This window comes from Crossiella sp. CA-258035, assembly GCF_030064675.1.
Lineage (GTDB): Bacteria > Actinomycetota > Actinomycetes > Mycobacteriales > Pseudonocardiaceae > Crossiella.
The window spans coordinates 5,252,624-5,266,244 of record NZ_CP116413.1 but is presented as its reverse complement, the minus strand read 5'-3'; the positions used below and the strand labels follow the sequence as shown (position 1 = coordinate 5,266,244).

Genomic DNA, 13,621 nt, shown 5'->3' with positions numbered 1-13,621 from the left:
CAGACTCCGCACCGTGGAGCTGTTCGCCTGCGCAGGCTGCGACACCCCGCTCACCACTGAGGTGACCCAGGTGGCGCTGCCCGGCCACACCCATCAGGTGTGGGGAAACGGTGTGCCCCTGCCGGCCCTGCTGGAAGCCGGAACCTACGTCGTCGACCCAGAACCCAGCGGCCCACCGTGGCGTCGCTGGGCCGAGGTCGGCGCGGCCGAAGCCGCTGCCCGCGGTGTGTTCGCGCCCGTGTACAGCCTGTCCTTCGGCGTGCCGGGCACGATCGGCCTGGCCCCGGGCGACACCCGGAACACCGTGCTGGTCCCCGAACCTTCCGGTGACGCCTGCTGCGGCCAGGACGGCCGCGACGGCCCGAACCTGTTCTGCGCCGGATGCCACCGGCCGGTGGCGACCCGCATCGACGACTGCTCGTACTGGCAGGTGGTCTGGCTGGTCCCGGACGCGGTGCGCCGCCTGCCCGCGCCCGGCCCCGCCGAGCCGCCCGCGGACTGGCCGACCCTGCTCCGCGAGCGCGAAGGCATTCCGCCGGTCGAGCCGTCCGGGATGTGGGACCGGCGCTGGGAGGCGGAGCTGGGCGTGACACTGGCCCACCTGCTGGCCGCCTGCGCCGGTGCCCCGGTGGGCGTGCCGGAGGGCCTGCTCGCGGACACCCTCGGCCGGGTGCTCACCGTGTTGCTGCCGGGCTCACCGGAGAAGACGCTGGCGCTGGCCGGACCGGGCCTGCCCGCCCCGGACGCCGACCTCGTCCTGGTCCCGCGCCATCCCCAGACCGGTGAAACCTGGTCGCCGCCCGGCGAGGCCACCCTCGTGCCACTGGCCGCCGATGTGTGGATCCACCTGGCGTTCCAGCAGAACCGGCCGCTGGTGCCCACGATCAAGGGGGACCTCCCCGAGGCGGAGCCACCGCGACTGCCGTACTCGTTCTTCCTACCGGACACGCGCGTGTTCCTGCGCACGCTGGCCCGGCTGCCCGCTGTGCGCGAACCCTGGCTGCGCGCGATCTACGACCGGGTGAGCGGCGTGCCCTGCTGGCGTCCCTGGTAGTCGCGTGCCGGGATCATCGCGACGGTGAGGGCCAGCACGGCGGCGATCAGCGCGATCGCGACCAGCACGGCCCCGAAGGCGCCGAACCGGAAGGACACCGTGCCCAGCAGGGCGACCCCGACGGTCGCGCCGAGCTGCTGCACCGCGTTCAGCAGCCCGGCGGCCGAGCCGGTCTCGTGCGGGGCGACCCCGGCCAGCGCGTTGCCGAAGAACGGCACCGTGAACAGGCCAAGGCCGAGCCCGGTGACCAGCAGCGGCAGCACGGTGACCGACACCGCGATCCCGGCAAGGCCGACCAGCACCAGGCCGAGCCCGGCGCGCATCACCTTCGGCCCGAACCGCGGCACCAGCACCGCGCCCGCGACCCACGAGCCGGCCGCGAGCCCGGCCGACCACGGCAACAGGGTCAGCGCCGCGCTGGAGGGGGTCTGGCCCATGCGCAGCTGGAGGTGCAGCACGAGCACGAACAACAGGCCGTTGAACACCGCGAAGAACAACAGCGAACCGGCCAGCGAGGCGGGGAACACCTTGCCGCGGAACAATCCTGGCTCGACCAGCGAGTCGGTCCGGCCGCGCTGGTGCCACCCGAACCCGGCCAGCGTGGCCAGTCCGAGCGCCAGGCTCAGCCAGGTCCACCCGGTGCCGTCGCCCGCCACCAGCGGATACACCAGCAGTCCGATCCCGAGCGAGGCCAACAGGGTCCCGCTCACGTCCAGCCGCGGCCGGGCGGGGGAGCGGTCCTCCCGGATCAGCGGTGCGGCGGCCAGCACGGCCAGGCCGAGCGGAACGTTGACCAGGAACACCGGCCGCCAGCCGAGGCCGAACAGGTCCGCCTCGGTGAGCAGGCCGCCGGCCACCGGTCCGCACAGCGCGGACAGGGCCATCACCGGGCCGATCGTGCCCAGTGCCTTGGCCACCTCGGCGCCGGTGAACATCGCCCGGATCAGGCCGAAGGTCTGCGGGATGATCACCGCGGCGCTCGCGCCCTGCACCGCCCTGGCCGCGAGCAGCACCGCGACATTCGGCGCGACCGCGCACAGCGCGGAGCTGAGCACGAAGACCAGCACGCCCGCGGCGAAGACCCGCCTGCGGCCGAAGATGTCGCCGAGCCGGCCACCGGTGATCAGCAGCAGGGCGAACGGGAGCGTGTAACCGGCGGTGAGCCACTGCAACCCGGTCTCGCTCACCGCGAGGTCCGCGCGGATCGCGGGCGCGGCGACCGGGATCACCGTGCTGTCGAGCAGGTTCATCGCCTCGGCGAGCAGCAGCGCGGCCAGCGCGGGCCACCGCCAGCGGTAGTTCTGACTGTCCATGTACGCGAAGCTAGGTTTCTGCGACTCATCTGACCGCATATCCGGCCGCACCTGACGGTTAACTCCACCAACGCGTGTCTACTATCGGAAATGTGACACTCGACGACCTGGACCGCGCACTGGTCCACGCGCTGCACATCGACGGCCGGGTCCCGTTCAACCAGGTCGCGGCGGTGCTGGGCACCTCCGCGCAGACCGTGGCCAGGCGGTACCGCAAGCTGCGCGCGGGCGGGGTGCTCCGGGTGGTCGGCATGACCGACGCCCGCCGCCTCGGTCAGGTGGAGTGGTTCCTGCGGCTGCGTTGCACCCCGGACGCGGCGCTGGCGGTGGCGCGGGCGCTGGCGCGGCGGCCGGACACCTCGTGGGTGCAGCTCACCTCGGGCGGCACCGAGATCGCCTGCGTGATCCGCGCGCCGGGCCAGCAGGCGCCGGAAGCCCTGCTGCTGCAACAGCTTCCGCGGACACCCAGGATCGTGTCGGTGTCCGCGCACTGCCTGCTGCGCTCCTTCGTCGGCGGGCCGGTGGGCTGGCACGGCCGCGCGAACGTGCTCACCAAGGCGCAGATCGACCAGCTGACCCCGGTCCTCGATCCCGCTCCGTCCGAAGTGGACACACACGGCGACGAGGGCCTGCTGACCGCGCTGCAACAGGACGGCCGCGCCACCTTCGCCGAGCTGGCCGCGACCACCGGCCTGTCCGAGCCGACCGTGCGCCGCCGGGTCGGCCAGCTGCGCGGCAGCGGCACCCTCTACCTGGACATCGACCTGGACGCCACCGCGCTCGGGTACCACGCCGAGGCGGTCCTGTGGCTGTCCGTGCGCCCCGCGCGGCTGGTGGGCGTCGCGCAGGCCCTGGCGCGGCACCCGGAGGTCGCGCTGGTGGCGATCACCACCGGACCGGCCAACCTGCTCGCCAAGGCCGTGTGCCGGGACGTCGACGCGCTCTACACCTACCTGACCGAACGAGTCGGCACGATCGAGGCGATCGAACACCTGGAGACCGCCCCGGTGATCAGCACCCTGAAACGCGCCGCGACCGCCGCCACGCTCACCCAGCAAACAGCGGACGCGGTTCGGGGACGGCCGCGACTACCGGGCCATGCTGGATGAGGCACGCTTGATCGCGCCGGGGCGCTTCTCACGCCCCGTCACGAACCGACCTCGGTCCGTACTGAGAAGATGTGCCGAGCACGAGCACGCACGAGCACCAGGAGCACAGATGGGCGCAGTGGCACCGGGCACCCCGGGCTGGATCGACGTGCGGTCCCCGGACCTCGCCCGGACCCGGTCCTTCTACATGGGCCTGTTCGACTGGTCCGCCAGGGTGGCGTCCGAGGAGTCCGGCGGCTACACCGTGTTCACCAAGGGCGGCAAGGCGGTCGCCGGGGCCGGTCAGCTGCTGGCTCCCGGCCAGCGCACGGCCTGGCGCACCTTCGTGCTGGTCGCCGACGCCGAGGCCACCACTGCCAGGGTCGAGCCCGCCGGGGGACAGGTGCTCTTCCCGGCCGGTGACCTGGCTGACACCGGGCGGATCGGCGTGTTCACCGACCGGGCCGGGGCCGAGGTCGGGGTGTGGGAACCGGGGGAGATGCCCGGCTGCGAGCTGTTCAACGAGTCCGGCACGCTCTGCTGGAACGAGCTGACCACCGGCGACTCGGACGGTTCCAAGGCCTTCTACGGCGAGGTGTTCGGCTGGGAGGCCAGGGACCGGCGGCTCGGGGACGTCGAGTACTCGCAGTGGCGGTTCGAGGGCCGCACGGTGGCCGGTATGCGGCCCGGCCACCCCGAGGTCACCACGCCGCACTGGATGGCCTACTTCGCCGTGCGCGACTGCGACGAGTCCGCCGACCGCGCCGAGCAGCTCGGCGGCCGGGTCACCGGGCCGCCGACGGACACCGTGCTCGGGCGCTCCGCGGTGCTCACCGACCCGCACGGCGCGGTGTTCACCATCATCACCATGTGACCGCCTCAGGCCAGCCCCTGGGGGAAGGCGAACACCCGGTCCGGGTCGTACCGGCGCGCCACCGACTGGAGCCGGGACAGGTTGCCGCCGTAGTAGGCGCGCTGCCAGTTCGGCATCCGCGGGTCGAGGTAGTTGACGTAGCCGTGCTCGCCGTACATCCGGCCCAGCTCGTCGCGCGCGGCGCCCATCGCCCGGCGCGCGGCCGCTTCGCCGTCGGTGAGGAAGCACTCGACCTGGATGCTGGCGATCGCCTGGCGGTGCGGGTAGGCCGAGGCGGGGCCCTTGGCGATGGCGCCGCCGACTGAGTCGATCATGTTGTAGGAGTTCGGGGTGTTCCGGAAGACCGCGGCCAGCGCCTCCGGATCGGCGACCGGGCGGAACAGCATGCGGGAGGTCGCCACGTACTCACCGCGCTTCTGCCCGCCGGTGCCGCCGCCCCAGCCCGGCTTGCAGGAGTTGTCCGCGGTGGAGCACCAGGCGTACTCCTCCATCGCGGCCAGGTAGGTCTTCGGTGTCTCCCGCCTGCTCGTCGGCGGGGAGCCGATCCGGCGGATCAGGTCGTCGACCAGCGGCTTGCACTCCTGCGGGGAGCCCACGAAACACCCGTTGAGGCTGGGCGAGGAGGCCGGGCCGCCGCTGACGCCGAAGCTGGTGGTCATCGCCCACGGCGCGCTCGCCTGCCACTGCGGCCAGGCGTGCAGCAGCGCGGGCAGCGCCGCGGGGGCGAACTTGAGGCTGAAGGTGGTCAGCTCACGTGCGGGCTCGGTGCGGAAGGTGAACCGGGTGACGATGCCGAAGTTGCCGCCGCCCCCGCCGCGCAGCGCCCAGAACAGGTCGGGGTGCTGGGCCGGGCTCACGGTGCGGTGCACGCCGTCCGGGGTCACGATCTCCAGCTTGGTCAGCCGGTCGCAGGTGAGGCCGAACTGCCGCCCGGTCATGCCGATGCCGCCGCCGAGGGTCAGCCCGGCGATGCCCACCGTCGGGCAGGTGCCGGCCGGCAGCATCCGCCCGGCCGCGGCCAGCGCCAGGTAGAGGTCCATCAGGAGCACCCCGGCGTCCACGTCGACGGTGCCGTCGGGGTGCAGCTGGATCCGGTTGAGGCCGCGGACGTCCACGACGATCGCGCCGTCGGCGGTGGAGTAGCCGGGATAGCTGTGCCCGCCGCACCTGGCGGCGATGCGGCTGCCGGTCTGCCGCGCCGTCTCGACGCACCGCTGCACGTCGGCCACCGAGGTGACCTTGGCGATCGCGCTGGGGCGCTGGTGGTCGTAGATCGGGAAGTAGCCGAGCTTCGCCTCGGCGTAGCCCGCGTCGCCCGGCCTGATCCACTGAATGTCCATTGTGGACATACCGGTGAGGGTGGACAGCGTGGCCAGGCCTGCTGCGGTGAGAAATGACCTGCGGCGCAATGTGAACGTCCTTTCCCGCGGTGTTTCCGGAACCTGGGGCAAGCGCTTGCCGTTGGACAAGAGCATGGTGACTGGAATTCGCGCGGATGGCCACGGTGGATGACCACAGTGGACGGATCGCCGGTATTGCTGGAGATTGAGCTGCCATGACCCGAGTTTTCTCCCGCCGCACCGCACTCACCGCCGCAGCCGCGGTGGCGGCCACGGCCGCGGTCGCCCCGGCCAGCGCCGCCTCCGCGTCAACCGGAGGGCTCCAGCCCATGACGGAACCCTTGCTGCCCACCGGCCGGCAGCACCGGATCTCCTCGGGCAAGCAGAGCCTGGTCGTGGCGGAGGTGGGCGCGGAGCTGCGGTCGTGGGTGGTGGACGGCCGCGAGGTGCTGGTGACCCATCCGCCGGACTCCATGGGGGACAGCCACCTCGGCAAGATCCTGCTGCCCTGGGTGGACCGGATCGACGGTGGCAAGTACACCTTCGGCGGCACCGCCTACGAGACGCCGATCAGCGAGCACTGGAACAACTGCGCGATCCACGGTCTGCTCAGCTTCTCGCCGTGGAGCCCGCTCCGCTGCGAGCGCGACCGGCTGGTGCTGGGCTGTGTGCTCTACCCGCAGTACGGCTACCCGTTCACGCTGCGCTTCCAGGTCGAGTACCTGCTCAGCCGCACCGGCCTGCGGGTCACCCTCACCGCGGTCAACGCCGGGGCCAAGCCCGCGCCGTTGAGCAGCGGCTACCACCCGTACTTCCGCGTCGACCCCACCATCGACCCGGCCACACTGACCCTGGCCGCGGAGACCAGGCTGGTCATGAACGACCGGATGATCCCCACCGGCCGCGCGCCGGTGGCCGGCACGCCGTTCGACTTCCGCACGCCCAAGGTGATCGGCCCCGCCAAGCTCGACGCCTGCTACACCGGCCTGCTGCGGCCCACCGCGGACAGCGCGGTGGCGCGGCTGCGAGCGCCGGACGGGCACGAGGTGGAGCTGTGGGTGGACGACTCGCACCGGTACCTGCTGGTCTACTCCGACGACTACGCCCAGGGCCGTCCCGCGCGCGGCGGCATCGCCATCGAACCGGTCACCTCCGCGCCGAACGCGTTCAACAGCGGCGACGGGCTGATCGTGCTCGAACCGGGCCGGTCCCACACCGGTTTCTGGGGCGTGCGCACCAACTCGCTCTGACCTAGGTCGTGTCGTCAGAGCCGGTGCTGGATCAGCATGAACCTGCCGTCGTAGCGCACCGATCGCGCATTGGCGATGTCCGCCGCCAGCTCGTCCTGCCTGCCCACCTCCGCGAGTGTCCACTCTGGACGGTGCTCGGGCTCGATCGGGCACACCCGGGTCCGCCCGGCCAGCTGCGGCATGAGGTTGTTCTCCGTCGCGACCGACACCCCGTCCGGGATGAGGTCCAGCAACCGGTGGGCCGCGGCGGTCTCCGCGGTCTGCGCGCCGAACCCGGGTGTCAGCAGCTCGCGCAGCGGGAACCGCGAGGCCAGCACGAGCGCGGTGGCCAGCAGCACGGCCGAGGCCGCGGTGCTGAGCCAGCGCCGCTGAGGCCACCGGTGCACGGCCGGTCGCAGGCGGACCACCGCGTCGAGGAGGGCGAGGAACAGGATGGGCATCAGGACCGCGTCGTAGTGGAAGTCCGGCAGCCAGTACGACTCGTTCCTGCCGACCAGCCGCCAGGCCAGCGTGGGCAGGGCGAGCAGGACCAGGGGTGAGCGCAGCGCGAGGAACAGGGTGGGCGCGAGCAGCAGGCCCACCAGTTCCAGCTTGCGCGGGTCGAACAGCTCGCCGCGGTGGACCTCCATGGTCGGCGCCAGGCCGCCGGCGCCGAGGTAGCGGTAGGCGCCGTCCACGCTGAACTGGGGGATCAGCACGAACACGGTGAGCAGCGCGGCCGCCAGCCCGGCCACCGCGGTGACCAGGCCGAGCCCGCGGTGGCCCGGCCGGGTGGCGATGAGCAGGCCGAGCACGGCGACGGTGAGGCCGAGGTCCTCCTTGACCAGCACCAGCGGGGCGGCCCAGGCGACGGCTCCCCGGTAGCGGCCGGACAGGTAGGCGGCCAGGGCCAGGGCGATCAGGGGCACGGCGAAGGCGATCTCGTGGAAGTCGAAGGCCAATGCCGTCTGCAAGCCCCAGGACAGCCCGTAGCTGGTTCCGATGACCACTCCGGCGACCGGGCTCAGCAGCCGCTCGGCGACCCGGGTGACGGTGAACACGGAAAGACCGAACAGCGCGGCCTGGACCACGAGCAGGGTCTCCGCGGTGGGGAAGAGGCGGAACAGCGGCGCGACCAGCGCGATGATGGGGCTGAAGTGGTCGCCGAAGAGGATGAGGCCGGGATCGCGGATGTCGGAGACCGGGAGCCGGCCCTCCGCGTAGCTGCGCACGGCCTGCATGAAGATGCCGAGGTCAAAACCGTAGGTCCGCAGCATGGCGTGCCTGCCGAGTGCGAACAGGGTGTACGCGGTGGTGAACACCGTCGCGACCAGCGACGGAAGCCAGGTGTTCCGGCGCGGAACGAGAACCGGATTTTCCCTTCGGCGGCAATGTGGTGTCAGTGGATGGTCGCAGCCGCACTGTGAATGCGCCAAGCACTCGTTCCGGGACTGCCGAAGCGGTTGCCACGCCTTGATGGTCCGAGCATGCCCTTACCCGGAGAGGAGCTGGGCATCCCGTTCAACTACATCGGCGGGGACAGCGCTTACACCGGGGGTTTCGACAACCTCGACCTCTACGGCGCGGGCAACCGGCGGGGCGGTGCGCTTCGAGCCGCCGCGGCCCGAGGGCAAGCGCTCGGCGATCGAACGGCCCGGCTTCGGCACCCTAAACAAGATCGCCTTGCACCGGCCTGCCCACCGCTGCTGCGCGCGCACCTGATGCGCCTGGCCCCGCGACGGCACGTGCTGCTGCTGAGCCTGCACCACGCGGTGGTCGACGGCTGGTCCCTGTCGGTGCTCTTCGGCGAGTTGTTTCGCCACTGCGCGGGCCAGCCGCTGGCGCCTGCCCCAAGTTTCGCCGCCCACCTGAACTGGCTCGCCCGCCAGGACCGCGCCGCCGCCACCCGCACCTGGGCCGAGCTCCTGGACGACGCCAAACCCACCCTGTTCGCCCCACCCCTGGCCGAGGACCCGGCCCTGCTGCCGCACCAGCACACCCTGCGCCTGTCCGCACCGCGTGGGCCCTGACCCTGCACGAACTCACCGGCGTCGGAGGACCTGCTCCTGGGCGCCACCGTCTCCGGCCGCTCCCCAGAGGTCCCGGACATGGCGGCCGCGGCCAGGGACCTGGGCCACCGGCACCTGTTCGCGGCCCACCTGGTCTTCCACAACTACCCCCCTGGACCCCGCCGCGCTCAGCCACCTCGGCGAGGTCGTGGTGCGCGAGGTGCGGGTCAACGACGGCACCCACTACCCGTTGTCCCTGGTGGCGCGCCAGGAAGGCCCGGAACTCGCCCTCCGCGTGGACCACCGCCCGGACGTGATCACCCGCGAGGAGGCGGCCAAGATCGTCAGCCGCCTCCGCCCCCACCTGGCCCCACCTGGCGAGTTCTCTTGCTTGACACAATGACTTCAGTGTCGACTGAAGTCACGCCCTGATGACCACGAACCCCAAAGAAGCAGGGGCGGGCGAGCCGGCTCCCTCAGCGGCCCCGCCCGGTCTCCTCCTGCAACTGGTCGATCAACTGCGAGGCCTCGGCCTTGGTCAGCTCATCCGGCACTTCCTTCCCGGCCTCCTGGGCCAGGGTGTGCAGGTAGGACTCCTGGGGCCCGGTCATCTCCTCGTCGCCGGTCGTCCAGTCGCCGGGGTCCTTCTCCGGTGTGCGGCTCACGGCAGTTCCCTTCCTCGTCGAACGTGTGTTCGACATGCCCGCGCTCGCGCGGAGTCAAACCCCGCGGCTGACGACCAGGCGTTTCTCCCGGTCGCTGCGCCATTCCAGGAGCAGCACGCTGGCGTCGTCCTGCAGGCGGTCGTCCTGGTGGGCGAGCACGGTGCGCATGAGCCTGCGCAGCGTCTCCGGCGCGGAGTACCCGTCGGCCTCGCGGCGGATGATGAAGTCGGTGAAGCGGCGCAGGCCGAACTCCACCCCCGTGCCGTCCCTGGCCTCGACGATGCCGTCGGTGTAGAACAGCAGCCGGTCGCCGGGTTCCAGCTGCTGGCGGCACAGTCGGGGCTGGATGGGGAACCCGAAACCCATGGGCGGCGTGGGTTTGCACTGGAGCTCGGAGAGCCAGCGGCCCCGCCGGATCAGCAGCGGCGGCGGATGGCCGCGGTTGACCCAGGTGAGCAACCCGCTCCGGATGTCCAGGTCGGCCAGCACGCCGGTGGTGAACCGGCTGCCGCCGAACTGGGTGTGCACCACCGAGTCGATGTTGACGCTGGTCTCGACCAGGCCGATGCCCCGGCGGCGGGAGTTGCGGCAGGTTCCGGTGGCCAGTGCCACGGTCAGCCCGGCCGACTGGTCGTGGCCCATGGCGTCGAAGACCGACACGTGCAGGGTGTCCCCGGTCAGCGCGTAGTCCACGGCGTCGCCGCCGACCTCGTAGGCGGGTTCCAGCACGCCGGCGACCACGATGTCCTCGTTGGCGAAGCACAGCGGCGGCATCAGCGGCCGCACCACCTCGGCGGCCAGCGCCATCGGCCGGGAGCGGACCAGCCTGGCGTGGGTGTCGCTGTGCGGCCGCTTGCTGACCAGCAGCAGCGCGACCAGCGCGGCCAGGGCCTGCAACCGGTCCAGCGTCACCCGGTCCTTCAGCGGAGCCCATGCGCCCAGCACCCCGACGCGTTCGGTGCCGTCCAGCAGCGGCAGCCAGAAGTGGTGCCCGCCAGGACCGTCGTCGGTGACCACCAGCTCGATGTGCCGGAACGCCCGGCCCGCGAGGCTGCCGTCTACCGAGAAGCGGCCCTGTCCGGTGGTCGAGACCAGCGCCTCCTGCCGCAGATCGGCCAGCAGGATCGTGATCCCGGTGAACCCCGCGGTGCCGCCGTGCTCCTCGACCAACCCGGTCAGCTGCTCGAAACCGGCGAGATGGCTCGCTTCGAGGAGACCCGCCAGCATCCTGAAGCCGTCCACCACACACCTCCCAGGCAGTGGCTGGCCTACCCGGTGACCGGTGGGGTCAAACGGCCTAGTGGCGGGTGGCCGAGATGCCCAGGCAGGTGACAGCGGAGTTCCCGGCGCACAAGAAGGACCTGGTCGAGGGCAGCCAGCGCCGCCTGCGCGCCCTGGCCGGCGTGTACGGTGTGGCCGCATGGGCACCCGAACGGCCGTGAAGATCTGCGGGCTGACCAGGCCGGAGGACGTGGACGCCGCGGTCGAGGCCGGTGCCGACGCCATCGGCTTCGTGCTCTACCCGCCAAGCCCGCGACACGTCACCCCGCAACGCGCCGCCGAGCTGGCCGCGCGGCTGCCCGCGTTCGTGACCCCGGTGCTGCTGTTCGTGAACACCCCCGCTGATGAGGTGGTCGCCGCCGCCTCGGCCGTGCCCGGCGCGCTGCTGCAGTTCCACGGCGACGAGACGCCCGAGGACTGCTGGGCCGCCTCGCAGCAGGGTCAGCGCGCCTTCGTGCGGGCCGCGCGCGTCCCGCTCGACCCCGGCACACCACCTTTCGACCTGACCGGCTTCGCGGCGCGGTTCGACCGGGCGCGGGCGATCCTGCTCGACGCGCACGTCCCCGGCTACGGCGGCGGTGGCCGCACCTTCGACTGGTCCCTGCTGCCCGCCGCGCCGGGCACGCACCTGGTGCTCAGCGGCGGGCTGACCCCCGGCAACGTGGCCGAGGGCATCGCCGCGCTGCGGCCGCTGTGCCGGACGTTGTCGGTCGACGTCAGCTCCGGGGTCGAGGCCGCCAAGGGCGTCAAGGACGTGGCCAAGATCCGCGACTTCATCGAGGCCGTCCGCAGCGCGGCCTAGCGCTCAGCGCGTGCGACACATCTCACCGACCGGATCGGTTGGCGGGACCGGCGTGGCCTGGAACTGCTGACCGAGGTGACGCTGGACCGGCCCGGCCTGGTGTCCCTGGCCTTCCGCGTGACGAACGGGCCCGATCCGGACCGGGTTACCGGGGACGTCATGGAGGACCAGGCGCGCGTGTTCGAGATCTTCGCCCTGGACCCCACCGACGGCGACACCGCCCGGCTGGCGGCCGCTGATCATCGCGACCTGCTTCGCCGCGCTCGGCCACGGCCAGGCATTCGTGCCGGCGGAGGACTGACCGAGGTCGTGGGCAGCCACGGGGCGTGGTCGCGGCCTTTCACCGGCCGAAGTTCCTCGTGCCGCCGCACCTGCGTGAGCACGAGCAGGGTTGGACAGCCCGCGAGGCCCGGTGTTTCCCAGACCGGGGGGAAACACCGGGCCCCTTGCCGGGTCAGCGTCGCAGCTGACCCCGTACCGCGCCGGCCGGGTATTCCGCGTTGTGCACGTTGACGTAGAACTGGCTCGGTGAGCGCCTCAGCTCACGGGCCAGGTCCGGGTCGACGTCGGTGCAGGTGCGGCTGCGGCCGTTGCCCGGTGTGCGCAGCTCCAGTGCCACCGGTCCGGCGGTTCCGGCCGCGCCGCGGTGCACGTGCGCGGCGGTCGGGGTGCCAATCCTGGTCACGGCAAGGGAAACGCAGACCTCGTCGTAGCCGACCACCACCCGGGCGGTGCCGCGGCCGTCGGGATCACCGGGGCCGGGAACCTCGGCGGCACCGGTCAGCCGGGCCGAGCGGTACGAGCCGCCGAGCAGGTTGCCCAGGTCGAGATCGATGCCGATGCCAATGCCGATCCCGATGTCCGGCCCGCGGTCGCGGTCCTGGGGTGCGGCGGCGGCGCCGGGTGCGGCGGCGAGCAGTGCCAGGCAGGCGGCCACCGCCGGAAGGGTGAGGGTGCGGATGGACAGACGCATCGGAACGACCTCCAGAATTGTGGGAAAGTCCCTGCAACTGAACGTTCGTGGCTCGGGTCGCCTCGGTTCTGGACCCGATGGGGTGATGGCGGGTCAGGGCGCGAAGGTCAGGCCGACCGCGCTGCTCAGCAGTGGCGAGACGGTGTGGGCGCGGCCGGTGGCCAGGTTGATCCGGACCAGCAGGGTCAGGCCGTGCACGCGCACGATGGCCGCGGCCCGGTAGTCCTGCGGCCGGTAGGCGCCCGCGCCGGCCCGGCCCGCGATGTCGAAGCCGTTGACCGCGCTGATGTCCAGGCCCAGCTTGCCGATCGCGGCCAGCTGACCGGTGTTGGGCGAGACCACCGGCGTCTCTCCCGGCAGGCTGCCCTGCTTGACCAGCGTGTTCCGCGCGGAGTCCAGGCCGTAGAGGGCGGTGGTGGTGGCTCCGGCGACACCGTTGGTGTAGCCGGCGGCGGCCACCTTGGGCGCGGGCCCGCCGGTGGGGTAGTTCAGCGGGGTGTCGGTGGCGGCGAGGGCACCGGTGTCGGGGTGCAGGCGCAGGTTCTGGCCCTGGTCGGTGACCACCCGGATGCGGTCGACGGTGGGGTTGAAGTCGAACCCGATCGCTTTGCCCGACAACGAGATGGGCGCGCCGATCGCGGTGGCGGCTGCGGTGACGGGGTTGATCCGGTAGAGCTGGCCGGAGCTGGCGAGGGTGTAGACCTCGCCGGTGGCCGGCCGGGTGTCCAGGCCGACGAGGCGTTCGCCGCGGGCCAGGCCGGTGATCCGCTTGCGCTGCTTGGCCAGCAGCGGAAGGCCGGCGTCGTGCCGGCTGAGCACGCCGTGCTCGCTGAGCACGAGCAGGTCACCGGATCTGGCGGCGGTCGGGGCCGCCGAGGCTGTGCCCGTGCCGCCGACCGAGACTGCTGCCAGCACGGTCGCGCCGGTCGCCAGCAGACGTGTGGTTCTGCGCATTTCCACTCCAAGGTGTCGAAGGATCGTTCTGTTCTGTTC

At 72.1% G+C, this 13,621-nt stretch carries 16 protein-coding genes; 8 read left to right on the top strand and 8 right to left on the bottom strand.

From position 1 onward, the window contains the following. Positions 1 to 13 precede the first annotated feature (13 nt). Entirely contained in the window at positions 14 to 1,054 is a 1,041-nt protein-coding gene (locus tag N8J89_RS24110; protein ID WP_283659273.1) for a hypothetical protein, read from the top strand. Here the strand turns inward: N8J89_RS24110 and N8J89_RS24105 are convergent. Next, positions 1,012 to 2,367: an MFS transporter gene (locus N8J89_RS24105; protein ID WP_283659272.1), complete on the bottom strand. Its 1,356-nt coding sequence runs from the start codon at positions 2,365 to 2,367 to the stop codon at positions 1,012 to 1,014. The genes N8J89_RS24110 and N8J89_RS24105 overlap by 43 nt on opposite strands. A gap of 92 nt (positions 2,368 to 2,459) precedes the next feature. On the opposite strand from N8J89_RS24105, the gene N8J89_RS24100 reads away from it, so the two are divergent. After that, positions 2,460 to 3,476, top strand: coding sequence for an Lrp/AsnC family transcriptional regulator (locus tag N8J89_RS24100; protein WP_283659271.1), 1,017 nt, complete (start codon positions 2,460 to 2,462; stop codon positions 3,474 to 3,476). A 109-nt stretch (positions 3,477 to 3,585) separates the two neighbouring features. Further along, positions 3,586 to 4,329 carry a VOC family protein gene (locus N8J89_RS24095; RefSeq protein WP_283659270.1) on the top strand — a complete coding sequence of 248 codons (744 nt, stop codon included), beginning with the start codon at positions 3,586 to 3,588 and terminating at the stop codon, positions 4,327 to 4,329. A gap of 5 nt (positions 4,330 to 4,334) precedes the next feature. Here N8J89_RS24095 and N8J89_RS24090 read toward each other — a convergent pair whose 3' ends face one another. Further along, positions 4,335 to 5,738: an FAD-binding oxidoreductase gene (locus N8J89_RS24090; protein ID WP_283659269.1), complete on the bottom strand. Its 1,404-nt coding sequence runs from the start codon at positions 5,736 to 5,738 to the stop codon at positions 4,335 to 4,337. Positions 5,739 to 5,884: 146 nt separating this feature from the next. Here N8J89_RS24090 and N8J89_RS24085 point away from each other — a divergent pair, with 146 nt between their 5' ends. Beyond that, positions 5,885 to 6,919 (top strand): aldose 1-epimerase family protein, encoded by a 1,035-nt coding sequence (locus N8J89_RS24085; protein ID WP_283659268.1) that lies wholly within the window; start codon positions 5,885 to 5,887, stop codon positions 6,917 to 6,919. 14 nt (positions 6,920 to 6,933) lie between these two features. On the opposite strand, the gene N8J89_RS24080 is transcribed toward N8J89_RS24085, so the two are convergent. Beyond that, positions 6,934 to 8,220 (bottom strand): DUF2079 domain-containing protein, encoded by a 1,287-nt coding sequence (locus N8J89_RS24080; RefSeq protein WP_283659267.1) that lies wholly within the window; start codon positions 8,218 to 8,220, stop codon positions 6,934 to 6,936. Between the two features lie 165 nt (positions 8,221 to 8,385). Here N8J89_RS24080 and N8J89_RS24075 point away from each other — a divergent pair, with 165 nt between their 5' ends. Together N8J89_RS24075 and N8J89_RS24070 are read left to right on the top strand one after the other, a co-directional pair. Then, positions 8,386 to 8,928, top strand: a complete 543-nt coding sequence (locus N8J89_RS24075) for a condensation domain-containing protein (RefSeq protein WP_283659266.1) — start codon at positions 8,386 to 8,388, stop codon at positions 8,926 to 8,928. A 190-nt stretch (positions 8,929 to 9,118) separates the two neighbouring features. Next, a complete protein-coding gene (locus tag N8J89_RS24070; RefSeq protein WP_283659265.1) occupies positions 9,119 to 9,310 on the top strand; it encodes a hypothetical protein in 192 nt (63 codons plus the stop codon). A gap of 73 nt (positions 9,311 to 9,383) precedes the next feature. Here the strand turns inward: N8J89_RS24070 and N8J89_RS24065 are convergent, their stop codons facing one another. Further along, complete coding sequence (locus N8J89_RS24065) at positions 9,384 to 9,608, bottom strand: DUF3072 domain-containing protein (RefSeq protein WP_283659264.1); 225 nt, start codon at positions 9,606 to 9,608, stop codon at positions 9,384 to 9,386. An 18-nt stretch (positions 9,609 to 9,626) separates the two neighbouring features. After that, positions 9,627 to 10,814 carry a PP2C family protein-serine/threonine phosphatase gene (locus N8J89_RS24060; protein WP_283659263.1) on the bottom strand — a complete coding sequence of 396 codons (1,188 nt, stop codon included), beginning with the start codon at positions 10,812 to 10,814 and terminating at the stop codon, positions 9,627 to 9,629. Positions 10,815 to 10,888: 74 nt separating this feature from the next. On the opposite strand from N8J89_RS24060, the gene N8J89_RS24055 reads away from it, so the two are divergent. Both N8J89_RS24055 and N8J89_RS24050 read left to right on the top strand, forming a co-directional pair. Further along, positions 10,889 to 11,014 carry a hypothetical protein gene (locus N8J89_RS24055; protein WP_283659262.1) on the top strand — a complete coding sequence of 42 codons (126 nt, stop codon included), beginning with the start codon at positions 10,889 to 10,891 and terminating at the stop codon, positions 11,012 to 11,014. After that, positions 10,993 to 11,655, top strand: coding sequence for a phosphoribosylanthranilate isomerase (locus N8J89_RS24050; RefSeq protein WP_283659261.1), 663 nt, complete (start codon positions 10,993 to 10,995; stop codon positions 11,653 to 11,655). Before N8J89_RS24055 ends, N8J89_RS24050 begins: the two co-directional genes overlap by 22 nt. A 3-nt stretch (positions 11,656 to 11,658) precedes the next feature. Here N8J89_RS24050 and N8J89_RS24045 read toward each other — a convergent pair whose 3' ends face one another. The 3 genes from N8J89_RS24045 to N8J89_RS24035 form a co-directional block, all read right to left on the bottom strand. Continuing rightward, positions 11,659 to 11,976, bottom strand: a complete 318-nt coding sequence (locus N8J89_RS24045) for a hypothetical protein (RefSeq protein ID WP_283659260.1) — start codon at positions 11,974 to 11,976, stop codon at positions 11,659 to 11,661. Between the two features lie 133 nt (positions 11,977 to 12,109). After that, a complete protein-coding gene (locus N8J89_RS24040) occupies positions 12,110 to 12,628 on the bottom strand; it encodes a CHRD domain-containing protein (RefSeq protein ID WP_283659259.1) in 519 nt (172 codons plus the stop codon). A gap of 93 nt (positions 12,629 to 12,721) precedes the next feature. Further along, positions 12,722 to 13,582 (bottom strand): DUF4394 domain-containing protein, encoded by an 861-nt coding sequence (locus tag N8J89_RS24035; protein ID WP_283659258.1) that lies wholly within the window; start codon positions 13,580 to 13,582, stop codon positions 12,722 to 12,724. Positions 13,583 to 13,621 lie beyond the last annotated feature (39 nt).